The sequence below is a fragment of the Novosphingobium sp. MMS21-SN21R genome (assembly GCF_031846015.1).
Classification (GTDB): domain Bacteria; phylum Pseudomonadota; class Alphaproteobacteria; order Sphingomonadales; family Sphingomonadaceae; genus Novosphingobium.
This window is the reverse complement of the sequence record NZ_JAVRDU010000001.1, coordinates 1358483-1383285: the sequence shown is the minus strand read 5'-3', so window position 1 is coordinate 1383285 and position 24803 is coordinate 1358483. Positions and strand designations below refer to the sequence as shown.

At 62.8% G+C, this 24803-nt stretch carries 22 protein-coding genes; 12 read left to right on the top strand and 10 right to left on the bottom strand.

Annotation, left to right across the window (positions count from 1 at the left end; genetic code table 11):
- Positions 1–23: 23 nt before the first annotated feature.
- The 4 genes from RM192_RS06780 to RM192_RS06765 form a co-directional block, all read right to left on the bottom strand.
- Positions 24–695, bottom strand: a complete 672-nt coding sequence (locus RM192_RS06780; RefSeq protein WP_311506785.1) for a nitroreductase — start codon at positions 693–695, stop codon at positions 24–26.
- A 43-nt stretch (positions 696–738) separates the two neighbouring features.
- The gene (gene cobT, locus RM192_RS06775; protein ID WP_311506784.1) at positions 739–2553 is read right to left on the bottom strand and encodes a cobaltochelatase subunit CobT; all 1815 of its coding nucleotides are present in this window, start codon (positions 2551–2553) and stop codon (positions 739–741) included.
- 29 nt (positions 2554–2582) lie between these two features.
- Positions 2583–3236 (bottom strand): fructose-6-phosphate aldolase, encoded by a 654-nt coding sequence (gene fsa / locus RM192_RS06770; protein ID WP_311506783.1) that lies wholly within the window; start codon positions 3234–3236, stop codon positions 2583–2585.
- Positions 3237–3309: 73 nt separating this feature from the next.
- Positions 3310–3993: a DUF4197 domain-containing protein gene (locus RM192_RS06765; RefSeq protein ID WP_311506782.1), complete on the bottom strand. Its 684-nt coding sequence runs from the start codon at positions 3991–3993 to the stop codon at positions 3310–3312.
- Positions 3994–4063: 70 nt separating this feature from the next.
- Between RM192_RS06765 and RM192_RS06760 the strand changes: the two genes are divergently transcribed.
- Both RM192_RS06760 and RM192_RS06755 read left to right on the top strand, forming a co-directional pair.
- Positions 4064–6229 carry a primosomal protein N' gene (locus RM192_RS06760; protein ID WP_311506781.1) on the top strand — a complete coding sequence of 722 codons (2166 nt, stop codon included), beginning with the start codon at positions 4064–4066 and terminating at the stop codon, positions 6227–6229.
- Positions 6230–6284: 55 nt separating this feature from the next.
- Entirely contained in the window at positions 6285–7838 is a 1554-nt protein-coding gene (locus RM192_RS06755) for a cryptochrome/photolyase family protein (RefSeq protein ID WP_311506780.1), read from the top strand.
- Here RM192_RS06755 and RM192_RS06750 read toward each other — a convergent pair.
- Both RM192_RS06750 and RM192_RS06745 read right to left on the bottom strand, forming a co-directional pair.
- Positions 7807–8697 (bottom strand): type II CAAX endopeptidase family protein, encoded by an 891-nt coding sequence (locus tag RM192_RS06750; RefSeq protein ID WP_311506779.1) that lies wholly within the window; start codon positions 8695–8697, stop codon positions 7807–7809. The two genes, RM192_RS06755 and RM192_RS06750, sit on opposite strands and share 32 nt — an antisense overlap.
- A 2-nt stretch (positions 8698–8699) precedes the next feature.
- Positions 8700–9800, bottom strand: a complete 1101-nt coding sequence (locus tag RM192_RS06745; RefSeq protein ID WP_311506778.1) for a methylated-DNA--[protein]-cysteine S-methyltransferase — start codon at positions 9798–9800, stop codon at positions 8700–8702.
- Positions 9801–9912: 112 nt separating this feature from the next.
- Here RM192_RS06745 and RM192_RS06740 point away from each other — a divergent pair, with 112 nt between their 5' ends.
- From RM192_RS06740 to RM192_RS06700, 9 genes are all read left to right on the top strand, one after another.
- Positions 9913–11472, top strand: coding sequence for a serine protease (locus tag RM192_RS06740; protein WP_311506777.1), 1560 nt, complete (start codon positions 9913–9915; stop codon positions 11470–11472).
- Between the two features lie 166 nt (positions 11473–11638).
- Positions 11639–12193 (top strand): F0F1 ATP synthase subunit delta, encoded by a 555-nt coding sequence (locus RM192_RS06735; RefSeq protein ID WP_311508584.1) that lies wholly within the window; start codon positions 11639–11641, stop codon positions 12191–12193.
- Between the two features lie 28 nt (positions 12194–12221).
- Entirely contained in the window at positions 12222–13751 is a 1530-nt protein-coding gene (gene atpA / locus RM192_RS06730) for a F0F1 ATP synthase subunit alpha (RefSeq protein WP_311506776.1), read from the top strand.
- 108 nt (positions 13752–13859) lie between these two features.
- Positions 13860–14732, top strand: coding sequence for a F0F1 ATP synthase subunit gamma (locus tag RM192_RS06725; protein ID WP_311506775.1), 873 nt, complete (start codon positions 13860–13862; stop codon positions 14730–14732).
- A 28-nt stretch (positions 14733–14760) separates the two neighbouring features.
- Positions 14761–16206 carry a F0F1 ATP synthase subunit beta gene (gene atpD / locus RM192_RS06720; protein ID WP_311506774.1) on the top strand — a complete coding sequence of 482 codons (1446 nt, stop codon included), beginning with the start codon at positions 14761–14763 and terminating at the stop codon, positions 16204–16206.
- Entirely contained in the window at positions 16206–16847 is a 642-nt protein-coding gene (locus tag RM192_RS06715) for a hypothetical protein (RefSeq protein ID WP_311506773.1), read from the top strand. Before atpD ends, RM192_RS06715 begins: the two co-directional genes overlap by 1 nt.
- 5 nt (positions 16848–16852) lie before the next feature.
- Complete coding sequence (locus tag RM192_RS06710) at positions 16853–17110, top strand: ATP synthase F1 subunit epsilon (protein ID WP_311508583.1); 258 nt, start codon at positions 16853–16855, stop codon at positions 17108–17110.
- Positions 17111–17383: 273 nt separating this feature from the next.
- The gene (gene desA / locus RM192_RS06705; protein ID WP_311506772.1) at positions 17384–18772 is read left to right on the top strand and encodes a syringate O-demethylase; all 1389 of its coding nucleotides are present in this window, start codon (positions 17384–17386) and stop codon (positions 18770–18772) included.
- A 249-nt stretch (positions 18773–19021) separates the two neighbouring features.
- Entirely contained in the window at positions 19022–19861 is an 840-nt protein-coding gene (locus RM192_RS06700) for a beta-etherase (RefSeq protein WP_311506771.1), read from the top strand.
- Positions 19862–19902: 41 nt separating this feature from the next.
- On the opposite strand, the gene RM192_RS06695 is transcribed toward RM192_RS06700, so the two are convergent.
- The 4 genes from RM192_RS06695 to RM192_RS06680 are packed head-to-tail and all read right to left on the bottom strand — an operon-like array spanning position 19903 to position 23169.
- A complete protein-coding gene (locus RM192_RS06695; RefSeq protein ID WP_311506770.1) occupies positions 19903–20904 on the bottom strand; it encodes a nucleoside hydrolase in 1002 nt (333 codons plus the stop codon).
- Positions 20901–21650 carry an IclR family transcriptional regulator gene (locus tag RM192_RS06690; protein WP_311506769.1) on the bottom strand — a complete coding sequence of 250 codons (750 nt, stop codon included), beginning with the start codon at positions 21648–21650 and terminating at the stop codon, positions 20901–20903. The genes RM192_RS06695 and RM192_RS06690 overlap by 4 nt, the downstream gene beginning before the upstream one ends.
- Positions 21647–22039: a nuclear transport factor 2 family protein gene (locus tag RM192_RS06685; protein WP_311506768.1), complete on the bottom strand. Its 393-nt coding sequence runs from the start codon at positions 22037–22039 to the stop codon at positions 21647–21649. Before RM192_RS06685 ends, RM192_RS06690 begins: the two co-directional genes overlap by 4 nt.
- Positions 22036–23169, bottom strand: a complete 1134-nt coding sequence (locus tag RM192_RS06680; protein ID WP_311506767.1) for a cobalamin-independent methionine synthase II family protein — start codon at positions 23167–23169, stop codon at positions 22036–22038. The genes RM192_RS06685 and RM192_RS06680 overlap by 4 nt, the downstream gene beginning before the upstream one ends.
- Positions 23170–23753: 584 nt before the next feature.
- On the opposite strand from RM192_RS06680, the gene RM192_RS06675 reads away from it, so the two are divergent.
- Positions 23754–24743, top strand: a complete 990-nt coding sequence (locus RM192_RS06675; RefSeq protein WP_311506766.1) for a hypothetical protein — start codon at positions 23754–23756, stop codon at positions 24741–24743.
- The last annotated feature ends 60 nt before the right edge of the window (positions 24744–24803 follow it).

Genomic DNA, 24803 nt, shown 5'->3' with positions numbered 1-24803 from the left:
CCGGAAACTGTATCAAAACGGCGTCAGAAGCCTAGGAAGCGAACGTTGCCTTCCACCGGCTCGCGCTCGCGCTCGAACCCGTTCACGCTGGCCTCGGGCTCGCGGTAGCCGATGGCAATGCCGCAAAAGAAGATGTGTGTTTCGTCCGAAACGCCAATCGCTTCCTTGATCAATTTCGCATGGAACGAGAGAAATTCCTGCGGGCAGCTATCCAGCCCTGCCTCACGCAACAGCAGCATGATCGTCTGCAGCCACATTCCGGTATCGGACCACTGCGCCGGCCCCATACGCCGGTCGAAATAGCACATCAGCACCGCTGGTGCGCCGAACGACATCACGTTGCTGCGCACGAACTCGGTCCGGGCGCTGGCATCACCGCGTGCGATCCCCATCGACTGGTACATCGCAGCACCCACCCGCTGTAGCCGCGTCTTGCATTCCGGGATGACCTCGGGCTCGCTGAACGTGTATTCAGGCGGTTCCTGAAACGGCGCACCCAGCATCTTCCGTTGCAACTCGGCCAGCGGCACGCCGGTGACGATGGTCGCTTCCCAAGGCTGGAAGTTGCAACCCGAAGGCGCCCAGCGCGCCTTGTCCATCACCCTTTGCAGCACCTCCAGTGGCACAGCATCGGGCTTGAACATGCGGACCGAACGACGAGATAGGACGGCTTCGGATACAGACATCTGGCTCATGCCGGATTAACTGCCCGGCTAAAACCCCAAGGTCAAGCGCGTCCTATTCGTCCTCGAACAGGTCAGCCAGCTGTTCGATGATCGTGCCGCCGAGTTGTTCGGCGTCCATGATCGTCACCGCGCGCCGGTAATACCGTGTAACATCGTGGCCGATGCCGATGGCGACAAGCTGGACCGGGGACTGCTTTTCGATCCAGTCGATCACCTTGCGCAAGTGCTGTTCGAGATAGCCCGCGTTATTCACCGACAGCGTCGAATCGTCGACCGGCGCGCCGTCCGAGATTACCATCAGGATGCGGCGGTCTTCGGGTCGGGCGAGCAAACGGGTGTGGGCCCAGAGCAGCGCCTCGCCGTCGATGTTTTCCTTGAGCAAACCCTCGCGCATCATCAGCCCGAGGTTCTTGCGGGCGCGGCGCCACGGCTCATCAGCCTTTTTGTAAACAATGTGGCGCAAGTCATTGAGACGGCCCGGTCCTGCGGGCTTGCCACCTGCCAGCCATGCTTCGCGGCTCTGTCCGCCCTTCCACGCACGTGTGGTGAAGCCGAGCACTTCGGTCTTGACCCCGCAGCGCTCCAGCGTACGCGCCAGAATGTCCGCGCTGATCGCCGCGATCGAGATCGGACGCCCGCGCATCGAGCCTGAATTGTCGATCAGCAGCGTGACGATCGTGTCCTTGAACTCGACATCGCGCTCGATCTTGTAGGACAGCGAATGGCCCGGCGAGATCACCACGCGCGCCAGCCGGGCTGCATCGAGCAGGCCTTCTTCCTGATCGAAATCCCATGACCGGTTCTGCTGGGCCATCAGCCGCCGCTGCAACCGGTTGGCGAGCCGCGTGACCACGCCCTGCAAACCCTTGAGCTGCATGTCGAGATAGGCGCGCAGCCGCGTCAGCTCTTCTTCGTCACACAAATCGGAGGCGGCGATTACCTCGTCGAACTGAGCGGTATAGGCCTTGTAGTCGAAATTTTCGGGCAGATCAGTCCAAGGGCGATTGGGACGGGTCGGTAGCATGCCTTCCTCACCCTCATCGGCCATGTCGGCGTCGGCGGCATCGTCGTCCTGCTCGATTTCCTGCTCGGAGTCCGAATCCTCATCACCCTCGCTGGTATCGCCCGCAATTTCCGACGGCTGCTGGTCCTGCTCGTCGGAGGTGTTGGGCTCTTCCTCGCCATCGTCCTCCTGATCCTCGCCCTCGTCTTCCTCGTTTTCCTGGTCCTGCTCGCTGGCCGACTGGGTCAGTTCGAGGTGCTGGAGCATGTCGAGAGCAAGCTGCTGGAACGCGCGCTGGTTATCGAGCGAAAGCGCCAGCGCTTCGAAATCGTCGCCCGCCTTGCTCTCGATCCAACTACGCACCATGGCCATGCCGACATCGGTGCTGGCAGGCGCGGTCTGCCCCGTCAGCTTCTCGCGCAGCAGCAGTGCCACTGCCGAAGGGAGCGGCACTTCCTCGGGCCGGGTCGCGCGCGAAATCGGGTCAGACGCCATGCGCATCTTCATCGAGGCATCGAGATTGCTTCGCATCCCGGCGTAGGAATTGGAGCCGAGCGCCTCGTAGCGAACCTGCTCGACCGCATCGTAACACGCCCGGGCGAGTGCTTCGGTCGGCGCATGGCGGCCATGCAACGCGGCATTGTGGTGCCGCAGGCGCAGTGCCATCGAATCCGCGTGACCGCGCGCTTCTGCGACCTGTTCGGCGGGAAGCGCACGGCCCGGCATCGGCACCCGCATCGCGCTGCCGGACTGCACAGGGGCATCAGCAGTCCACGCCACCTCGACCTCGGGATCGAGCGAGATGGCGCGCGCCGTGCCGGTCAGTACCGAACGGAAGCGGTCGAGAGGGGATTCGTCAGCCAAAGCGGAAATGCTCGTGTCGGAGGTTTGGGTCAGACGATGGTCTGGCCGGTCTTTGCCCAGTCTGCAAGGAAGCCTTCTATGCCCTTGTCGGTCAGGACATGCTTGAACAGGCCCTTGATCACGGCAGGCGGCGCGGTGATCACGTCGGCACCAATGCGCGCGCTTTCCAGAACGTGCACGCCGTGACGGATCGAGGCGACGAGGATCTGGGTTTCGAACGCATAGTTGTCATAGATCAGACGGATGTCGCGGATCAGGTCCATGCCGTCGAAGCCGTTGTCGTCATGGCGACCGACAAAGGGCGAAATGAACGTGGCGCCGGCCTTGGCCGCCAGCAGCGCCTGATTGGCCGAAAAGCACAACGTGACATTGACCTGGGTGCCTTCGCTCGAAAGCGCCTTGCAGGTCTTCAGGCCGTCGATGGTCAGCGGCACCTTGATGCATACATTGTCGGCGATCTTGCGCAGCACTTCGGCTTCACGCATCATCGTGGCGTGATCGAGCGCGACCACTTCGGCCGAGACCGGGCCATCGACCAGAGCGCAGATTTCACGGGTGACTTCGATGAAGTCCTTGCCGGCCTTGGCGATCAGGGTCGGGTTGGTGGTCACGCCATCGAGCAGGCCGGTGGCGGCAAGGTCCGCGATTTCGGCAGTATCGGCGGTGTCGACGAAAAACTTCATGGGGTCTGGCCTTCCAAGCGGAGAGAGTGATTCCCCACCGCCTATAAGGAAGGCCGTGCCCAATGTCAGTCCGTCACTTTATCCCGAATGCGCCCATCAGGACAGGATCATTGGTCGAGCGCGGATTGGCACGGATCGCCGCTTCCTCCCGTCCGATGGCCCGGAAGATGGCGTTGTCCGCTTCATAGGCGAGTGAATTGGCTATGCCGCCAACGTCCACACCGGTCAGTGCGGCCAGCACTTCGCCCACCAACGGCTCGCGGCTGACGCGCAGGGCATCTCCGAATTCGGGGACCATGATCTCGACGAGGCTCGACCCCATTTCCTGATGCAGAAACGCGGTGGCTGCCATCGGATCGCTGCCGCGCAACAGGGCCAGCGCGTTGCGGATGCCGATGGTGCGCACCGCATCGGTAACCGCCGGGGCTGCGCGCTCTGCTGCGTCATACGCCATATCGTTGAAAGCCCGTTGCAGGCGTTCCTTGAAGATCGGGCCGGTGAGGATGCGCTGCATGATCCCGCCCCGATTGCCGATCGCCTCGGGGAGTGCCAGCCGTGCCATCTGGTCATCCCAGAACCCGCCCGGTTGCAGCAGGCGAGCGAATGCACGGTCGGACGAGAGGAACAGCAGACGCCGCACCGCATCCTCGAGCGAGAACGACGGGAACGTCGCGCAACCGGCCAGTGAAAGCACCGCAACTGACGTCATGCCGCCAAGAACGGCCCGGCGATTGCTGGCAATGGATAGCTGCGACATCGTTTTCTCCTCATTTCGTTTCGCGGCAGGCTTTGCCCACCGCAACCGCGCCCCATATAGACCGCCTAACATGAACCGTGTCCGATGCCTTGTATTCAACGCCGCGCTGGGTCCGCTCGACTACCGCGTGCCCGATGGCATGGCGGTGGAGCCGGGCAGCGTGGTCGTCGCGCCGCTCGGCCCCAGACAGATAATCGGAGTGGTCTGGGAAGCGGAACGGTTGCCCGGAGCCGAAGTTCCGGCGAACAAGCTGCGCCCGTTGCTGTCGGTGCTGCCAGTTCCGCCGCTGCCTGCGCCCCTGCGCCGCCTGATCGAATGGACAGCGGACTACTACCTCGCCTCGCTCGCTTCGGTCGCGCGGATGGCGCTGTCGAGCAACGGCGCTCTGCGCGGCGGCAGCACGGTTACCGAATACCGCCTCACTGGCAACGACCCGGGCCGCCTCACCCCCCAGCGCACGAAGGCGCTCGAAGCGTTGGACGGCCAGCAGGCGACGATCCGCGAACTGGCAGAAATTGCGGGCGTATCGGACGCGGTCCTGCGCGGTATGGTCAATGCGGGGCTTCTGGAGGCGGTGCTGGTCGATTCGGACCGCCCTTACCCCGCGGCCGATCCCGCCCATGCCGCACCCGACCTTTCGCAGGATCAGGCTGACGTCGCCGCGCAGTTCATAGCCTCGGTCCACGCCCACGAATTCCAGCCGTTCCTGCTCGACGGCGTGACCGGATCGGGCAAGACCGAGACCTATTTCGAGGGCGTTGCCGCAGCGATCGAGGATGGGCGGCAAGTGCTGGTCCTGCTCCCCGAAATCGCGCTGACCGAGACGTTCCTCAAGCGCTTCGAGGCGCGTTTCGGGGTCTCCCCGGTCACTTGGCATTCCTCGCTGAAATCATCCGAGCGGCGCCGGGCATGGCGCGCGGTGGCGATGGGTAGCGCGCAAGTGATTGTCGGCGCGCGTTCGGCGCTGTTCCTGCCGTTTGCCAATCTCGGGCTGATCGTGGTCGATGAAGCACACGAAGTGTCGTTCAAACAGGACGACGGCGTGCGCTACAATGCCCGTGACGTGGCCGTGATGCGCGCGCGGTTTGAAAGCGTTCCGATCATCCTCGCCAGCGCCACGCCTGCGCTCGAAAGCCTGCAAATGGCGGAGGCCGGGCGCTATCAACGCGTCATCCTCCCTGCGCGTTTCGGCGGCGCGACGATGCCCGACATCCAGATCGTGGACTTGCGCGACCATCAGCCCGAGCGCGGCCACTGGATCGCCCCGCCGCTGGTTGCAGCACTGAAGGATCGCCTCGAGAAGGGCGAACAATCACTGCTGTTCCTCAATCGCCGGGGTTATGCGCCGCTAACCTTGTGCCGGACCTGCGGCTACCGCTTCCAGTGCCCGAACTGTTCTGCCTGGCTAGTCGAACATCGACTGTCGCGCCGCCTTGCCTGCCACCACTGCGGCCACGAAGTGCCGACGCCCGAGGCCTGTCCCGAATGCCACGAGCCCGACTGCCTCGTCGCCTGTGGCCCCGGTGTGGAGCGCATAGCCGATGAAGTGGCGGCGATCCTTCCCGAAGCCCGGGTGGCGCTCGTCACGTCCGATACGCTGACAAGCCCAGCAAAGGCCGCCGAATTCGTCGAGATGGCGTCGGCCAAGGCCATCGACGTGATTGTCGGCACGCAGCTTGTCACCAAGGGCTACCACTTCCCAGAACTCACTCTGGTCGGCGTGATCGATGCTGACATGGGACTTGAAGGCGGCGATTTGCGCGCAGCGGAACGCACCTACCAGCAAGTCGCGCAAGTCGCCGGGCGCGCCGGGCGCGGCGAGAAGCCGGGCGAAGTGATGATCCAGACCCGCCACCCTGAGGCGCCCGTGATCGAGGCGTTGGCGAGCGGCGACCGTGACGCCTTCTACGCCGCCGAAACCGAAGCCCGCCGCGATGCCGGTGCCCCGCCATTCGGGCGCTGGGCCGCGATCATCGTGTCGAGCGAGGACGAGGCCGAAGCGCGCGACGCCGCGCGCGGCATCGGCGGCAGCGCGCCCAGGCTGGACGATGTGCTGGTCCTCGGCCCCGCGCCCGCTCCGCTGTCGCTTCTGCGCGGGCGCTACCGTTATCGCCTGCTGATCAACGCCCGCCGTTCGACCGAACTGCAACGCGTGATCCGCGAATGGCTCGAACCGTTGCGCTTTCCCCCCGGCGTGCGCGTGGCCGTTGACATCGATCCCTACAGCTTCGTGTGACCCCCGCCCCCAAAGGGCAGGTTGCACCAGACGCGCGCTCGGTCATGCCACCACGATGACCGGCCCCGTCCTTGTTCCGATCCTCGGCGATCAGCTTTCGCCTGACATCTCCAGCCTTGCGCACCGCACGCCCGAAGACACCGTGATCCTGATGATGGAAGTGGCGGAGGAGACCACCTACGTCCGCCACCACAAGGCCAAGATCGCCCTTATCCTGTCCGCCATGCGCCACTTCGCCGAAGAACTGCGCGCCGCTGGATGGACAGTCGATTACATTTGCCTCGATGATCCTGCGAACACCGGCAGCTTCACTGGCGAAGTTGCCCGCGCGGTGGAACGCCATGCGCCGCGCGGTATGCAGGTCACCGAACCCGGCGAATGGCGCGTGCGCGAGGCGATGGAGGCTTGGCGCACCACACTGCCGGTGCGCGTCCGCATTCTCCCCGACACACGGTTCATATGCCCGCTGACCGACTTTTACGCATGGGCGGCCGGGCGGCGCGAGTTGCGCATGGAATGGTTCTACCGCGACATGCGTCGCAAGACCGGCCTGCTTAAGGACGGCGACAAACCCGTAGGCGGCAAATGGAACTACGATGCCGAAAATCGCGGTGGGCCCGAGAAAGGCCTGAGTCCTCCGCCGATCCCACCGTTCGGACCAGATGCTATCACTCGCGCGGTGATTGCCATGGTCGAACATCGCTTTGAAGGTCACTTCGGCTCGCTGGACAACTTCGCCTGGCCGGTCACTCGCGCCGACGCAGAAATCGCGCGCGACGTGTTTCTCAAAGACCGACTGCCGCTGTTCGGCAAGTATCAGGACGCGATGGTTGCGGGCGAGGATTTCCTTTTCCACGCTGCGCTGTCGCCAGCGCTTAACATCGGCCTGCTCGATCCGCTCGACCTGTGCCGCCGCGCCGAAGATGAATGGCGCGAAGGCCGCGCGCCTCTGGAAGCGGTGGAAGGCTTCATCCGTCAGATCATCGGCTGGCGCGAGTATATCCGGGGCATGTACTGGCTGGACATGCCCGGCCTCTCACAAGCCAACGGCCTCGACGCAATCCGGCCCCTCCCCGATTTCTACTGGACCGGCGATACGCCGATGCGCTGCCTCTCGGATTGCGTGCGCACCACCCGCGAAAATGCCTATGCCCACCACATCCAGCGCCTGATGGTGCTCGGCAACTTCGCGCTTCTGGCGGGCCTCAAGCCGCAAGATGTCGCCGACTGGTATCTGACCGTCTATGCCGACGCGTTCGAATGGGTCGAACTCCCCAACGTCGCGGGCATGATCCTGCACGCCGACAAGGGGCGTCTTGCATCGAAGCCCTATGCCGCCAGCGGCGCCTACATCGACCGCATGAGCGATTACTGCGGCACCTGCGCCTACAACGTGAAGCAGAAGACCGGCGAAGGCGCCTGCCCGTTCAATGCGCTCTACTGGCACTTCCTCGCGCGAAACGAGAGCAAGCTGGGCAGCAATCACCGCCTTGCGCAACCTTACGCCAACTGGCGGCGGATGGCAGACGAAAAGAAGGCGGAATACCTCGCCAGCGCGGAGGCGTTTATAGCCACGCTCAAGCCAGCGGAACCGGGCTGGGCGCGCTGACCCACATCGGCGGCCTGATCCCGCCCTGTCGGACAACGCGAACCAGCAGCAGCAACCCTGCAAGCGTCGCAATCGCCATGGCCACGACACTGGCCTCAAGCCCGAAGTCGCCCCCCGTCAGCCACTCAGCGCCCTGTCGCGAGGTCACGAACAGGCCCGTCGGCGCGCGCCCGCCCGATACCGGCACGCTGAACACCCAGCCTTGCGTGAAGTTCCACGCCGCGTGGATACCGATCGGCACCCACAACCGCCGCTTCCACAGATAGGCAGCGCCCAGCAGGATGCCCGCCTCCATCGCTATCGCCAGCGCTGCGAACAGGCTCGAATCCGGGTTGCTGAGATGCGCCAGTCCGAACAGCAGCGATGTGATGACCAGCGCCGCCCATGTCCCCAGCATCGCCTCGACATGGCGCAGCAGGATCCCCCGGAACAGCACCTCCTCGAACACGCCCGAGGTGATCGCCAGCGACAGCATCGACCACAGGGCGCCCATGCCGTTGACCCGCTCGATCGACAGGCCGCCCAGCAGCGCGACGATCCCGGTCATCAGCGTGAACAGACCAGCCCCGATCAACAAGCCCAGCGGCATTTCGCGCGGGAACGCTGTTAACGGCAGTTCGTCGTTCGGGACGCGCTCGATCCAGCGCCGACAGGCGAGATAGATCGCAATGACGATCACCCCCAGCGCCAGCGCGCCCAGCGTCTCGACCGGTGTATTGCGCGAAACGACCTTGAGCAGCGCCCAAGACGACGCGCCAGCAATGACCGCCACCGCCACGAACTCAATGATCATCAGCGTCAAAGGAAAGGCGATGATCCGCCTGAGAACACCCGGCCTTGTCTGCTGCATTTCGTCCATGCTCAATCTCCGCCGGCCAAGCGCTCCTTGTCGAGCAATCGCTGCTTGATCTCAAGCCCGTAGGCATAGCCGCCCAGCGTTCCATCCGACCGGATCACGCGGTGGCACGGAATCAGCACCGCCACGTTGTTCGCGCCGTTGGCCGATCCCGCCGCGCGCACCGCACCGGGCTTGCCCACGTCAGCCGCAATTTGCGCATAAGTCCGCGTCTCGCCCTGCGGGATGCGGCGTAACGCTTGCCATACCGCCTCTTGAAACGCCGTGCCCTTCACGTCGAGCGGGATGTGCGAATGATCGCCCGGCACTTCAACCGCGCTCACGACTTGCGTCATCAACACCTCGAAATCTGCCCCGCCCCGGATGAGGATCGCGTGTGGAAACCGCGCACGCAGCGCGCTGTCGTCCTCATTGAACGACAGGCGGCAGACACCCTTGTCCGTCGCTGCGACCAGCATCGGCCCCAGCGATGTCGGCACCACGCCCCAGCGAATCGTCACGCCGCGTCCGCCGCCTGACCAGACTGATGGCATCATGCCCAACCTTTCCTCTGCCGCTGAATAGAACCGCGACGGCCCGGAGAACCCCGCATCATAGATTGCATCGGTCACCCGCCCTGCCCCGCTCAGCGCCTCCGCCATGCGCTCCTGCCGCAAGGCCCGCGCATAGGCAGCAGGCGAAAGCCCGGTATGCCGCGCAAACACGCGTTGAAAATGTGCAGGCGAATAGCCGCAGCGCGCCGCAAGATCACCAAGCGCCAGCACCTGCCCCGCGCTCTTGATCGCCTCTATCGCTGCCAGCACCGCGCGTTCATCACGCGAAACGTCATCGGGCAGGCAGCGCAGGCATGGCCGCAGACCCGCCGCCCGCGCCCTCGCACCATCTTCAAAGAAGCGCACGTTCACCCGCCGGGGATGCCGCGCCGCGCAAGATGGGCGGCAATAGATCCCCGTGCTCAGCACGCCCGTAACGAAGCGCCCGTCGAACTGGCGGTCGCGCGCCAGCACAGCTTCCCACGCTTCATCGTCGGGTATCAAGCGCGTATCCTCCGGACCATGGCAGCTATCGTTACCGCGATTGTCCTTCACCGCAAATGCCGCCGTCATGGAATACTCCTCACCGCTCCATCGATTAACCGTGGACAGCGATGCACCAAACCGGTGAGGCCATGCGTCCCGCACCTTGCGATCAAACCCAAACGGCGCAAGAAGCAGCGCCATGCGTGTCGCCAAACAGATAACTGCCTTCCTTGCACTGCTTTACATGGGCCTTGCCGGACATTCCGCCATTGCCGATCCCGCCGACATTTCCGCTGCAGGCCGTTCGGTGGTGCGCGTGGTCATCATCGAGAGTGATGGCGAAAGGGCCAATCTGATCACGCACGGCAGCGGCTTTGCCGTCACGCCCAACCTGATCGTCACCAATGCCCATGTCGTCGAGGAACTTCGCCGCGACGACACCCTGATCGCAGGCGTTGTCCCGGCCGAGGGCGGCAACGGTTACCCGGCAAGGCTGATCGCCTATTCCCCCGCCAACGATCTTGCCCTGCTCCGCATCGAAGGCGGCGGCACGCTCTCGCCCATCACTCTGTTCCCCGGCGCACCGGGCGATGGCGCAGAGGTTTACGCGGTCGGTTATCCCGGCAACGTCGATCTGGCGCAGGGTCTGTCGATGGCGGACCTCGTCACCCCGCAGGCCCCGGTGAAGACACGCGGCTATCTCTCCGGCGGACGCTCGTCACGCTCGTTCGATACGCTGCTGCACACCGCCCCCATCGGCGCCGGCAATTCGGGCGGACCGCTGCTCGATGCCTGCGGGCGCGTGCTCGGGATCAACTCGTTCGGGACGGTTAGCGAAAACACCACCGATTCGGCGTTCTACTTCGCCATCTCGATGCGCGAACTGGCCGCGTTCCTGCGCAAAGCCAATGTCGAGCCGCACACCAGCGGTTTGCCCTGCCGCTCCATCGCCGATCTTGACCGCGCCGAGGCCGAACGCGCCGCCGGTGATCAGGCGCGCCAGGCAGCGGCGACGGAAGCCCGCGCTGAAGCCCAGCGCCGCGCGATGGACACCGCCCGGCGCGATGCCGAACTCGCGGTCCTGTCCGAGCGTGATAACGGCCTCGCCCTTGCCGCATTGCTGCTGGTTGCTTCGCTCGCCGCTGGGGGCTGGGGCATGGTTCAGGCCTCGAAACGGCGCGGCCGGTTCCAGCGCAAACACATTTTCGGCGCGGGCGCACTTCTGGTTGCCGCCATCGCCGTCTGGTTCCTCCGCCCCTCGCTGACCTCAATAGATCAGCGCGCCCGCGAATCGCTCGAACGGCCAGAGCCTTCGCCAAGCGCCAGCACGCTCGCCGCTACATCTGCCAGCACATCAGGAAAAATGATCTGCGTGCTCGATCCGCAGCGCAGCCGCGTCACGGTGTCCGACATAACCGACGTGCCGCTTGATTGGAGCGCGGACGGCTGCGTCAACGGGAAGTCGCAATATGGCCTTGCCCAGGACGGCTGGTCACGAATCCTCGTGCCAGGTGGCGAGGAAGCAATTTCGCGCAATGCCTACGATCCGGCCACGAATACCTATACTGTCGAGCGCTTTCTCATGGATCTCGACACCATGAACAAGGCCCGGGCCGAGCGTGCAAAGCTGAGCGCGCCTGCCTGCGGGGCTGACACCGAGGCTGCAAAACGGTTTGGCGAAAACCAGCAGGCTATCAAGGCCCTGCTCCCGCCCGAGCCCAATGAACGCATGCGATACAACTGCCAGCCGGCGCCGTGACCGCCAAAATCCGGACGGTTGCCATCATACCTATGCACAAGACCGTACGTCGCATCTTGTCATAAGCGCCCGACGTTGCTAGGCGCGCCCCGTCTGCGGGCCAACGGGTGTTCATCTCCCGGCAATGGTCCGCTTCGGCTTATCCTGGATGAAGGAACGTCAGCGCGTGGAGATTTCCGGCGGCATTACGGCCAGCTTGTCAGGGCGATACGCTTCGGCGTTGTTCGATCTGGCGAATGAACAGGGCTTCATTGCCGCTGTGGAGGCCGATCTGGAAAAGCTCGGCGCGGCGCTGAGCGAATCGGCAGATCTCGCCAGCCTGATCAACAACCCGCAGGTCAGCCGCGAAGCTGCTGCTGGTGCGGTGGGCGGCGTTGCCAGTCTGTTGGGTCTTTCGGACCTCACCAAGAATTTTCTCGGCGTTCTCGCCGGCAACCGCCGTCTTTCGGCGCTGCCCGACGTGATCCGCGCTTTCGGCATGATCGCCGCCGCCCATCGCGGTGAAGCGACTGCCGAAGTGACCAGCGCCCACCCGCTCGACGATGCCCAGCTCGCCGCCCTGACTGAAAAGCTCAAGGTTCGCGAAGGCAAGGACATCAAGCTCAAGACCAACGTCGATCCCGAGATTCTCGGCGGCCTTGTCGTGAAAATCGGCAGCCAGATGATCGACAGTTCGATCCGCACCCGTCTCAATTCCCTCGCCATGGCGATGAAGGCTTGAAGCCTCAAGGCTCTGTGAAAGGCTGAAAATGGAAATCCGCGCCGCTGAAATCTCGAAGGTCATCAAGGACCAGATCGCCAGCTTCGGCACCGAGGCCCAGGTCTCGGAAGTCGGCTCCGTGCTGTCGGTCGGCGACGGCATCGCCCGCATCCACGGTCTGGACAAGGTCCAGGCCGGTGAAATGGTCGAATTCTCGAACGGTGTTAAGGGCATGGCCCTCAACCTCGAAGCCGATAACGTCGGCGTCGTGATCTTCGGCTCTGACGCCGAGATCAAGGAAGGCGATGTCGTCAAGCGCACCGGCACCATCGTCGACGTTCCCGTCGGCAAGGGCCTGCTTGGCCGCGTCGTTGACGGCCTCGGCAACCCGATCGATGGCAAGGGCCCGATCGAGTACACCGAGCGCAAGCGCGTTGAAGTCAAGGCACCGGGCATCATCCCGCGCCAATCGGTTTCGGAACCTGTCCAGACCGGCCTCAAAGCCATCGACGCGCTCGTTCCGGTTGGCCGTGGCCAGCGCGAACTGATCATCGGTGACCGTCAGACCGGCAAGACCGCCGTCGCGATCGACACCTTCATCAACCAGAAGGGCCCGAACTCGGGCGACGATGAAGGCAAGAAGCTTTACTGCATCTATGTCGCCATCGGCCAAAAGCGTTCGACGGTTGCACAGATCGTGCGCCAGCTCGAAGAGAACGGCGCAATGGAATATTCCATCGTCGTGGCCGCAACCGCTTCTGAACCCGCTCCGCTCCAGTACCTCGCGCCCTATACCGGCGTGACCATGGGCGAATTCTTCCGCGACAACGGCATGCACGCCGTCATCGTCTATGACGATCTTTCCAAGCAGGCCGTGGCCTATCGCCAGATGTCGCTGCTGCTGCGTCGTCCTCCGGGCCGCGAAGCTTATCCGGGCGACGTGTTCTATCTCCACAGCCGCCTGCTTGAGCGCGCCGCGAAGATGAACGATTCGCTGGGCGGTGGTTCGCTGACGGCTCTGCCGATCATCGAAACCCAAGCTGGCGACGTTTCGGCCTACATCCCGACCAACGTGATCTCGATCACCGACGGCCAGATCTTCCTCGAAACCGGCCTGTTCTACCAAGGCATCCGTCCGGCCATCAACGTCGGCCTCTCGGTCAGCCGCGTCGGTTCCGCCGCACAGACCAAGGCGATGAAGAAGGTTGCAGGCTCGATCAAGCTTGAGCTGGCGCAGTACCGCGAAATGGCGGCCTTCGCCCAGTTCGGTTCTGACCTCGACGCTTCGACCCAGAAGCTGCTGAACCGTGGTTCGCGCCTGACCGAGCTGCTCAAGCAGCCCCAGTTCTCGCCGCTCGGCTTCGAAGAGCAGACCGTGGTGATCTTTGCTGGCACCAACGGCTACCTCGACAGCATCCCGGTGAACCGCGTAGGCGAATACGAAGCCGAACTGCTCAGCTACCTGCGCACGCAGAAGGCTGATCTGCTGGCCGAAATCCGCACGACCAAGGACCTGGGCAACGATACCAAGGCCAAGGTCGTCGAAGCGCTCACCGCCTTCGGCAAGCAGTTCGCTTAAGCAGCCTCCACCGTCACCCCGGCCCCCGAGCCGGGGTCCCGCTTCGGCGGCGGTGGAAACAGCGGGACCCCGGATCAAGTCCGGGGTGACGAATTAGAGGAAACGAGAGTGGCTTCACTCAAGGAACTCAAGGGCCGCATCAACTCGGTCAAGTCGACCCAGAAGATCACAAAGGCCAAGCAGATGGTTGCGGCGGCAAAGCTGCGCAAGGCGCAGGCGGCTGCCGAAGCCGCGCGTCCTTACGCCAGCCGTCTGGCCGAAGTCATGGGCAGCCTCGCAACAAAGGTCGCTGGCCAGGACAACGGACCGCTGCTGATGCGCGGCACCGGGTCGGACCAGCGTCACCTGCTTGTCGTGGTCAACACCGACAAGGGCCTGTGCGGCGGCTTGAACTCGAACATCGTCAAGGAAGCCAAGCTTCAGGCGCGCGCGCTTGAAGCTGCGGGCAAGACCGTGACGTTCTATCTGGTCGGCAAAAAGGGGCGCGCGCCGCTGAAGCGCGACTACCCCAATGCCATCGCCAAGAACTTCGACACCAGCCTCGTGCGCACGCCCGGCTTCGATGAAGCCAGCGCCATTGCGCACGAACTGATCGCGCTGTTCGAGGCAGGCAAGTTCGATGTCGCGCACCTGATCGCCCCGAAGTTCAAGTCGGCGCTGGCGCAGGACCCGGTCACCGAGCAGCTGATCCCGGTCCCGGCGCCTGCCGCCACGACCGAATCCGGTTCGGTTGTGGAATACGAGCCGAGCGAGGAGGAAATCCTCGAAGAACTGCTGCCGCGCTATGTCACGACGCAGGTCTTCGGTGCGCTTCTCGAACGCGAAGCCTCGGAACAGGGCGCGTCGATGACCGCGATGGACAACGCCACGCGCAACGCCGGCGATCTGATCCAGAAGCTGACGATCCAGTACAACCGCAGCCGTCAGGCCGCGATCACCACCGAACTCATCGAAATCATCGCTGGCGCTGAAGCGCTTTGACGACGGCTTAGAAGGCAAGGAAACAACCATGGCCACCGTGCTCACCTCTACCGGCAAGATCAGCCAGGTCATCGGCGCCGTCGTCGACGTGACCTTCGACGGCGAACTGCCCTCGATCCTCTCGGCGCTCGAAACCGACAACAATGGCAACCGCCTTGTTCTCGAAGTCGCCCAGCACCTCGGTGAAAACACCGTCCGCACCATCGCAATGGACTCGACCGACGGATTGACCCGCGGCCAGACCGTTCGCGATACCGGCGCGCAGATCTCGGTGCCGGTCGGCCCGATGACGCTGGGCCGCATCATGAACGTGATCGGTGAGCCGATCGACGAACGTGGCCCGGTTGGCGCTGCCAAGACCGCCCCGATCCACGCCAAGGCTCCGGAATTCATCGACCAGTCGACCGAAGCCGCGATCCTCGTGACCGGCATCAAGGTCATCGACCTGCTCGCGCCTTATGCGCGCGGCGGCAAGATCGGCCTGTTCGGCGGCGCAGGCGTTGGCAAGACGGTTCTCATTCAGGAACTGATCAACAACATCGCCAAGGGCCACGGCGGCGTTTCGGTCTTCGCAGGCGTCGGTGAACGCACCCGCGAAGGTAACGACCTTTACCACGAATTTCTCGACGCCGGCGTTATCGCCAAGGATGCCGACGGCAACCCGACCCCTGAAGGTTCGAAGGTCGCCCTCGTGTTCGGCCAGATGAACGAGCCTCCGGGCGCCCGCGCTCGCGTCGCACTCTCGGGCCTGACCATGGCCGAATACTTCCGCGACGAAGAAGGCCAGGACGTTCTGTTCTTCGTCGACAACATCTTCCGCTTCACGCAGGCAGGTTCGGAAGTGTCTGCTCTGCTCGGCCGTATTCCTTCGGCCGTGGGATATCAGCCGACGCTGGCAACCGACATGGGCCAGTTGCAGGAACGCATCACCTCGACCACCAAGGGTTCGATCACCTCGGTTCAGGCCATTTACGTTCCGGCCGACGATCTCACCGACCCTGCGCCAGCCGCATCGTTCGCCCACTTGGACGCAACGACCACGCTGAACCGCGCAATTTCGGAACTCGGCATCTATCCGGCGGTTGACCCGCTCGACTCGACCAGCCGCGTGCTCACGCCCGCCGTTGTCGGTGAAGAGCACTACCAGACCGCCCGCCGCGTTCAGGAAACGCTGCAGAAGTACAAGTCGCTGCAGGACATCATCGCGATCCTGGGCATGGACGAGCTTTCGGAAGAAGATAAGCTCACCGTCGCCCGCGCCCGCAAGATCCAGCGCTTCCTGTCGCAGCCGTTCCACGTCGCTGAAGTGTTCACCGGCATCTCGGGCAAGTTCGTCCAGGTCGAAGACACCGTGAAGTCGTTCAAGGCTGTCGTCGACGGCGAGTACGACCACCTTCCCGAAGCAGCGTTCTACATGGTCGGCGGCATCGACGAAGCGGTCGAAAAGGCCAAGAAGCTGGCTGAAGAAGCCTGATGCGTCTCGGCGCGGCCTTGATCGCGGCTAATGCCGCATTGACGGCCGCGCCAGTAGTTCTGGCGGCTACGCCGCTTGAACAGGCTGTGGACTATTGCGCGTTTGAGACCGGTGGTTCCAACGGTAGGTTTGCAATGCCCGCTGGGTCAGTTTTGTACCAGCCGATGGACCCATCGATCGTCGCCCAAATGCGTGTTCTAGGCAATAGCCGGGCGATTGGGCCGACATCGTCTGACGTGCCCGATCTGGTCAAGCGTTTTGCCCAGACTCAACCCATATCCCGCGTTTCAGACTTAGCTCCGATATGGTTCTACTATTGGAGCTTTGGCGGGAAATCTCCCACAGCTTGGGCGGTAAGCGACGCGAAGACGCATGCCTGCGAAATCATGGTCACTGGCAATCGCAATTTTGTTGCGGACCGCGACACATTGATAAGTTCGTTGCAACGAAGTGGCTGGTTGTTGGAAACGCCTACACCAGCGAATGGATCTGCTTTCTGGACATTTACAATGACCAAGGAAGTGCCTGCCGGCAGCAAGCTGATGTTCCGCGCAGAAGGTTTGGGGGCAACCGCAGATCGTAACGGAATTCAGATGAGCCTGACCTTCACGCCGCAAGCCGCGACCAATCCAGCAAATTAGGACTGATCATGCTTCACTTCGAACTCGTCACCCCGGCCCGCCTCGTCCGTTCGGAAGAGGTCCACATGGTCGTTGTTCCTGGCACCGACGGTGAATTCGGCGTGCTGGAAGGCCACGCACCGTTCATGTCCACGGTCAAGGACGGCTCGATCAAGGTCTACAAGTCGGCAGGCTCTGCGCCTGAAGAGATCAAGGTCCAGGGCGGCTTTGCCGAAGTCGGCGTGAATGGCCTCACGGTTCTGGCAGAACACGTCGAAGGCTAATCGTCTTCCGACAGTCCAACAAAAGGGCCGGCCCGCAAGGGTCGGCCTTTTTCGTTTGTGTCGGATAGCCGTTCAAACACTCCAAAGCCCGTTCGTGTCGAGCGAAGTCGAGACACTGAGCGCGGTGTCTCGACTTCGCTCGACACGAACGGATGGGGACGAAAGTATGTCACACACACTTTTTCGCACAATTCACCACTGCGAACTTTTCATAGACGCGAATTTATGAGATAGCGAATTCAGCACATCGAAATCGCATCGGAGAGTCGAATTATGTCCCAAACTCTAGAACAGGTTATCCAGGGCGCGGGTAACCTCGTCGACTTCGTTCGCAACCAGCAGGTCGGACCGAACGTCTATCCGGGCGTGCCGTCGGAATTCTCGAACTGGCGCGCCGAGCAGTGGGCATGGGGCCATACCGCCGTGCTCTACAACCAGTCGTACCACATGGTCGATCTGGCGGTTAAGGGGCCGGACGCCTTCAAGATGCTGGAACATCTCGGCATCAACAGCTTCAAGAACTTCCAGCCAGACCGCGCCAAGCAGTTCGTGCCCGTAACCCCCGATGGCTACGTGATCGGCGACGTGATCCTGTTCTACCTCGACGAAAACCACTTCAATCTCGTCGGCCGTGCGCCCACCATCGAATGGGTCGAATTCCACGCCGCCAGCGGCAACTGGAACGTCACCGTCGAACGTGACGAGCGCTGGGCGATGCGCAGCGACGGCAAGCGCAACTCCTATCGCTTCCAGGTCCAGGGGCCTAACGCGATGAAGATCATCGAGAAGGCAATCGGCCAGACCCCGCCCGACCTCAAGTTCTTCCACATGACCCGCCTCACCATCGGCGGCAAGGAAGTGCGCGCGCTGCGTCACGGCATGGCCGGGCAGCCGGGCTTCGAACTGATGGGGCCGTGGGAAGACTACGGCGCGGTCCACGCCGCGCTGGTCGAAGCGGGCAAGGAGTTCGGAATGGCGCTGGTCGGCGGCCGTGCCTACTCGTCGAATACGCTGGAGTCGGGCTGGATCCCCTCGCCCTTCCCCGCGATCTACACCGGCGAGGCGCTCGCGCCCTACCGCGCATGGCTTTCGGCCAATTCCTACGAGGCCAAGTGTTCTGTCGGCGGAAGCTACGTGCCTGAAACCATAGAGGGTTACTACACCACGCCGTGGGATCTGGGTTACGGTCCGTTCGTCAAGTTCGACCACGATTTCATCGGCCGTGCCGCGCTCGAAAAGATGGCCGCCGAAGGCAAGCACCGCACCAAGGTCACGCTCGCACTCGACAACGAAGACGTGATGCGAGTCCAGTCCTCGGCGCTGAGCACCGGCGACCGCGCGAAGTTCATGGAATACCCGAGCGCGGTTTATTCGATGCACCCGTTCGATCAGGTGCTGGCCGATGGCAAGCAGGTCGGCCTGTCCACGTGGATCGGCTACACCGCCAATGAAGGCAAGTTCCTGACACTGGCGATGATGGAACCGGGCTTCGAAACGCCGGGCACCGAGGTAAGCCTGCTGTGGGGCGAACCTAACGGCGGCACTACCAAGCCGACCGTCGAACCGCACGTGCAGACCGAAATCAAGGCTGTCGTATCGGCAGTACCGTACGTTGCGGCAGCGCGTGACAACTACGCTGAAGGCTGGCGCACGAAGAAGTAATTCCTCGAACGCCGCCCCAAAGCGAGAGCGCCGGTCCCATCCCGACGGGATCGGCGCTCTTTGCGTTTGGCGGTGCGTCTGGCCTTCGCCAAGCTCAGGCCGAACGGATGTCGGGAATCCCGGCCCGCCTCCACCCCATTCATCCTGAGCCTGTCGAAGGATGCGGCATAACGCTGGCCAAAGGATGCAAATTTAGTTTGTGTTACTAACAACATATGGCAGATTGCTGTCAACGAAAACGAGGATGCCATGGCCCAGAACAACACCATAACCTTCTACGATCTCGCCCTTAGCACCGGCGCCACGATCAGCCCGTTTGTCTGGGCAACCAAGTATGCCCTGAAGCACAAGGGCTTCGATCTTGATGTTGTCCCCGGCGGTTTTACCGGCATTCTCGAACGCACCGGCGGCAAGACCGAACGCCTGCCCGCGATCGTCGACGACGGCGAATTCATTCTCGATAGCTGGGGCATCATCGAATACCTCGACGAGAAGTATCCCGACCGCCCCGCCTTGATCCCGCACGAAAGCGTCGCCGCAACAGTGAAGGCGCTCGACCACTGGTTCTGGAACGCCGCGGTCGGTCCATGGATGTTCTGCTTCTGCCAGGACTACCGCGATCTCTCGCTGCCGCAGGATCACGAATACGTCACCCATAGCCGCGAGAAGATGCTCGGGCGCAAGCTTGAGGACGTTCAGGCTGGCCGCGAAGAGCGTCTGCCAAAAATCTCCGCCGCACTCGAACCCCTGCGCGCTGCACTCGGTCAGCACGAGTGGCTCGGCGGGTCGACGCCCAACTATGCCGACTTCCGCATCCTGGGCGGCATCCTGTTCACCGCCTCCGTATGCAAGACCCCGGTCCTCGCCCATGACGACCCCTTGCGCGACTGGATCGAGCGTTGCCTCGACCTGTTCGGCGGCCTTGGCCGTCACCCCGGCCTGTTCCCGCTGTTCGGGCTTGAGCAGCGCGAAGGCGATCCTGACCTGTTCAACCGCGCCGCAGGCCAGGGCGGCATCTACAAGCGCAACACCGGCCCGGACTCCACCCGCGCCGAAACCCAGCGCATCACTGAAGGCATGAAAGCCTGAGATTTGCGGGGCCGGGGGCGACTCAAGTCGCCTGGCTCCGTTTACTTCAGCTTGGCGCTCATGTCGGCGAAGGTAAGCCGCGTGTCGATGCGCGTATAAATGCGCATCGGGCGGCCTTTGGGATTTGCGCGGTAGAGGCCATCCTCAGCAATATGTGGCGTGGCCCGCACGACATATTCGCTGGACGAAGGATCGGGTTCAAACGACGATTGCAGTGCCGTCAGGGTGACCAGCGGACTGTCGCCCAGAATATAGGTTTCACCGATGGTGAGGCCAGCCCCTGACGCCATAGCGGCCAGCCGCTCAACATGCCCGACGAGCCATGCCCCGAGCGCGCTGCCGGCCTTTAACTCGGCAAGTTCGGCACTGCTTACCAGCATCTGGCGATAGGCATTGCGCGGCACTTGCCATATGGTGATGCTGGAGCGGTTGAAGATCACCTGGGCGGCAATCCGGTCGATAGTCAGGTTGTATTCGGCAGGCGGCGCGCCCGGAGGCGGCAGTGCCAACCCCTTGTGCTCAGCCCCGCCGATCCACACCAGCGTCAAGCGCTCGGCTATGCGAGGCTCAATCAACCAGGCCGTGGCGAGATCGGTCAGCCCGGCCCCCGCGCAATAGTAGAGCGGCCGCGGATCATCGCGCAGGGCCTCGGTGATGATCGCCTGCGCGGCGGGCGTGATCGCGGGCCGCGCAGGTGACGCAAGCCCCTTCTCCGCTCCGGCGATGACCGGCACCTGTCCCGCCAAGTTCATCAGAGCGAGCAGTTCGTTCGCCTTCGCAGCAGCATTTGCGGCCTGCTGGTCGCTTGGATCGAACGGCTCTTTTTCGTGCAAGTGCGACCCGATGATCGCCCGGATTTCAACTGACGGCGACCGCAAATGCTGCGCCAGCTGAAACAGCCCATCAGGATCGCCGGACAGGTCGTTGTCGATGATCACGCGCAGGCGGCGGGGATCGGGTTGGGCCTGTGTTGCGCGCGGAAGTGTAATCGCACCAAAGCCTGCGGCAATCAGGCTCACAGCATGTCGGCGGTTCAGCATCATGCGACCTGAATCGCAGCGGCAGTGCGCTTGAGCAAAGCCTGGATACGCGCTTCGCTGGCAGCGTCGAACCGAACTGCCGGAACCGCCACGCTGAATGCGCCGGCCAGATGTCCGTCGATCCAAACCGGCACCGCAGTCCCGCAAATGCCCGGCGTCGCTTCTTCGCGCGCCACACAGATGCCCCGGATGCAGATGCCGGTGAAATCGGCGCGCAGTTCGGCTTCGGTCACGCGCGTTGCAGGGGTGAACCGCTCGCGCGGAACTTCGGCAAAATAGCGGACCTGTTCCTCCGGCGGCATCCATGCCAGCATGACCTTGCCTGCCGCCAGCGCGTGCAGCGGGCGGCGCGTGCCGGGATCTACCGCGTAGCGCAGTGCCTGATCGCTGGCCTCGGTGACCAGCGCTTCCACTTCCCAGCCTCGGCGCACCATGAACGAGGACGTTTCATTGAGTTCGCTGCGCAGCGCGCGCACCAGTGGGGCGACGCGGTCTGCCAGCGTCAGTGCAGCATCAGGCGCGCGCAGCCGTTGCAGTCCCGGCCCCGGCAGGTAGCGCCGACCCTCGCGCGCCAGGTATCCGCGCTCGACCAGTGTTGCCAGCAGGTAGGACAGGCTGCTGACCGGAATGGCAAGCGCGGCTGCAATCTCCTGCGCCACAGCACCCTGGCGGTTGGCCACCACATACTCGATCACGTCGAGCGTGCGCATGGCCGATTTGACCGGGTTCGAGGCTGCAGGCACGGTCACTTGAACAGCAGGCTCCCGCGCCGTTCGGCAAAGCGCCAGCCCTCTGCGGTCAGGCAGAAGCGATCGTGGAACGAGCCGACCAGCGGCGCGCCCTCGCCGGTGAACAACAGCATTGCGCTGGTGCCGCGTGCGGTGGCTGGGCCTTCGACATCGACCACCACGTTCGAGCAGATGTGCCGCGTAGTGCGCGGCGGGCGCGCCTTGAACGCCGCGAGAATGGCCTCGCGGCCTTCTACGCCCGCATCAGGCGCGGTGGGGCGGTACATCACGCCGTCTTCGGCATAGAGCGCCGCGACCTCGTCCCACCGCGCTTCGTCGTTGAGGTTGGCATAGAGCGCGATCAGGCGAGCGCAGTCATGCTCGGCGGCGCGGCGATCTTCGGGACTCACAGGCGGGCGCCCGCAATGTCGGCGCCTTCGCGCAAGGACTTGAGCTTGCGCCAGGTGACGATGGGGTCGAGCTTGCCGTAGCCCGCAAAGGTGCCGAAGCCGCAATCGGTGCTGGCGACGACGCGGTCAGAGCCGACGATGCCAGCGAAGCGCTCGATACGCTGGGCGATCAGTTCAGGGTGCTCGATGTAGTTTGAACAGGTGTCGATCAAGCCGGGCGCGAGGATCTTGTGATCGGGCAGTTTCGCGTCGCGCCAGACGGTCCATTCGTGTTCGTGGCGCGGGTTGGCGCCTTCGAACAGGATCGTGGCAGGGCGGGCACCGATCACGATGTCGACCACACGCTCGAGCGGAATGTCATGATCGTGCGGGCCTTCGTAGTTGCCCCAGCAGATATGCATCCGCATCTTTTCCGGCGGGATGTTGGCCGTCGCTGCGTTGAGCGCTTCGACATTGGCGGCAGCGATCTTGAGGAATTCTTCCTCGGTCGCATCCTGATAGCCGGTGTGGCGGCTCATCGCGAGATCGGGGCAATCGAGCTGAAGCAGGAAGCCCGCGTCGACGATGGTTTCATATTCCTCGCGCATCGCGTCGGCGAGATCGGCGAGATAGGCTTCGTGGCTGGGATAGTGGCGATTGACCTGGAACGCGGTGATCAGGCCTGGCGAGGCCGCGTTCATGAAGGCTTCGGTTTCGGGCGCGGCGTGATCGGCAAGCGCAGCCTTGAAGCGGCGAATATCGTCGTGCAGCGGCTGCAGCGTGACCTTTCGCACCGGCCCGATGCATGAGGCGCGGACGAACTCCTGGCTGCCCATGATTCCTGACAACTTGCGGGCCAGATCGGGCACTTCGGCGAGGTCTGCCGCAGGCCTGCGATCGGTATGCCCGCCGAAGCCGGACAGGCGCTCGATCATGTAGGTCGAGTATCCTACCTTGCCGAGTTCGCCGTCGGAAACGACCGAGACACCGGCTTCGACCTGATGGCGGACGGCTTCATTGACGGCGGCGGAAACTTTCGTATCGAATTCGGCGGCATCGTAGGGCTCGCCCTTGTCGCGGGCAAGGAGCAGCGGGGTAAGTTCGTCGCCGCGCGGCAAGCTGCCGACATGGGTTGTCTTGATTTTTGCCATTGCAGCGCCCTCTTCCCAATTCATATCCGTGAAAAATTCATACGGAATTTGTACGGCGAAACAAGGCAAATCCGGTCATTTAGCCGAAATCCTGCCGGGCAAAGGTTTACACTGTTTACAGTGTCCAGAGCGCGAAGTGCTCCCTCCCGCTCGAAGGCTTCGAAATCCCGACCGCACACGGAAGTTTGCTACCATGATTTTTTGGTCACTTCCCATTCTGCAACTGTTGCAGAAAGACCCCCTGTAGGAAACAGTGGCTGGCAGCGACGGTTGTCGCCCCGCGCTGCGGCCGGGCATTGGCGCCAAACAGACGTAAATAAATATTGAAACTATTGCAAAATATTCCTCACTCATTGTCTAAACTATACTGCAGTATTGGATATAGATACTATAGTTATAAAAAATAATAACTTTAGATACTGCATTCCTACTAGTGCCATAATGGACCATCCCAGCCTTTTGACTCCACACTTTCAAGTTAATTTATTATTAATCATCCATTCACCCGGGGACTTGCGAGTCGTTCTGCACGGTTTGCGAATGTTTTCAGCTGGTTGTGGCATGGGTGTTGTGGAGGATGTGAAATGAAGACCCTGAGACTCGCCGTCATTGCTGCGCTCTGCGCCTCGTCACTCAGCCCCGTGGCGATTGCCCCCGCCTTTGCGGATATCGCCCCACGTTCCGAAACGACAAGCGCGATGGCCGGAGTATGCACTGACGAACTGGCCCTCAAAGGCGCCCCCCTGCTCCATGACGACAGCCCTTCGCTGACTGTCGCGGTATTCGAAACCGGGCAAAGCGATGCTGCGCCTGTCGAGCTCAACCGTAGCGAGACGCCAGGCACGCGCTTCGGCACCGGCGTCTTTACCTATTCTGATTTCAGCATTGCCGGCGAGCCGTTCCGCAACGGCGGAAGCGTGAACATGTTCGGTGACAAGGTTGCCACGAAGAAGAACTGGTCGAACAGCGAGTACGACTTTACCGCCGATTATTCGACCACAACCACGATCAACTATAATTGCGAATATACGCGCATTACTGAAACCTATGTTCCGCCGGTGCCTGGCGTGGAAGCGCGCCCGGTGGAAGGCTACTATTACCGGGATCCGGAAGCCAACGGCAATATCGAAGCAGTAGAACAGGCCTGCGCGCGGTTTACCGAAAAGGGTGCGACCCAGCCGTTCTGGGGAGATCCCCAGGCACAGTGCCTGTTCTTCAAGACAGCAGATGCTGTCGAAGCGGTTGATCCGATCGACGGCTATTGGACTGACCCCGTTTCGGACGCGGCGCCCGACCTGACATCGGGCCACGTCATCACTGAAGAAAACATCGCCTATGGCGTCGCCGGCCATGAAGCCAATGCCGGACCCTGGACCGAACTTGCCAAGCCCGGCGACCGCTGGCTTGCCGAAAAGGTTGTGGTCTGCATTTCGCCAAAGAAGCTGCCGGGAATCTGGACAAATCAGAACGGTTATACTGGCACCAACTGCAAGACGACCTACTTCAACACCGCACCATGGGGCGGCGGTTCGCAGACTTCGAACGGAACCTACATTTCTGTTCCCGGCATCTGAGTTCTTACTTCAAGAATTTCAGTGTCATTGTGGCTGGCTCCATCGGCGTTATGCCGGTGG

Bases quoted from the DNA above. Each gene is read 5' to 3' on its own strand.
- RM192_RS06780 (WP_311506785.1), bottom strand. From the start codon at position 695: ATGAGCCAGATGTCTGTATCCGAAGCCGTCCTATCTCGTCGTTCGGTC.
- fsa (WP_311506783.1), bottom strand. From the start codon at position 3,236: ATGAAGTTTTTCGTCGACACCGCCGATACTGCCGAAATCGCGGACCTT.
- RM192_RS06765 (WP_311506782.1), bottom strand. From the start codon at position 3,993: ATGTCGCAGCTATCCATTGCCAGCAATCGCCGGGCCGTTCTTGGCGGC.
- RM192_RS06760 (WP_311506781.1), top strand. From the start codon at position 4,064: ATGAACCGTGTCCGATGCCTTGTATTCAACGCCGCGCTGGGTCCGCTC.
- RM192_RS06755 (WP_311506780.1), top strand. From the start codon at position 6,285: ATGACCGGCCCCGTCCTTGTTCCGATCCTCGGCGATCAGCTTTCGCCT.
- RM192_RS06750 (WP_311506779.1), bottom strand. From the start codon at position 8,697: ATGGACGAAATGCAGCAGACAAGGCCGGGTGTTCTCAGGCGGATCATC.
- RM192_RS06745 (WP_311506778.1), bottom strand. From the start codon at position 9,800: ATGACGGCGGCATTTGCGGTGAAGGACAATCGCGGTAACGATAGCTGC.
- RM192_RS06740 (WP_311506777.1), top strand. From the start codon at position 9,913: ATGCGTGTCGCCAAACAGATAACTGCCTTCCTTGCACTGCTTTACATG.
- atpA (WP_311506776.1), top strand. From the start codon at position 12,222: ATGGAAATCCGCGCCGCTGAAATCTCGAAGGTCATCAAGGACCAGATC.
- atpD (WP_311506774.1), top strand. From the start codon at position 14,761: ATGGCCACCGTGCTCACCTCTACCGGCAAGATCAGCCAGGTCATCGGC.
- RM192_RS06715 (WP_311506773.1), top strand. From the start codon at position 16,206: ATGCGTCTCGGCGCGGCCTTGATCGCGGCTAATGCCGCATTGACGGCC.
- desA (WP_311506772.1), top strand. From the start codon at position 17,384: ATGTCCCAAACTCTAGAACAGGTTATCCAGGGCGCGGGTAACCTCGTC.
- RM192_RS06700 (WP_311506771.1), top strand. From the start codon at position 19,022: ATGGCCCAGAACAACACCATAACCTTCTACGATCTCGCCCTTAGCACC.
- RM192_RS06695 (WP_311506770.1), bottom strand. From the start codon at position 20,904: ATGATGCTGAACCGCCGACATGCTGTGAGCCTGATTGCCGCAGGCTTT.
- RM192_RS06680 (WP_311506767.1), bottom strand. From the start codon at position 23,169: ATGGCAAAAATCAAGACAACCCATGTCGGCAGCTTGCCGCGCGGCGAC.
- RM192_RS06675 (WP_311506766.1), top strand. From the start codon at position 23,754: ATGAAGACCCTGAGACTCGCCGTCATTGCTGCGCTCTGCGCCTCGTCA.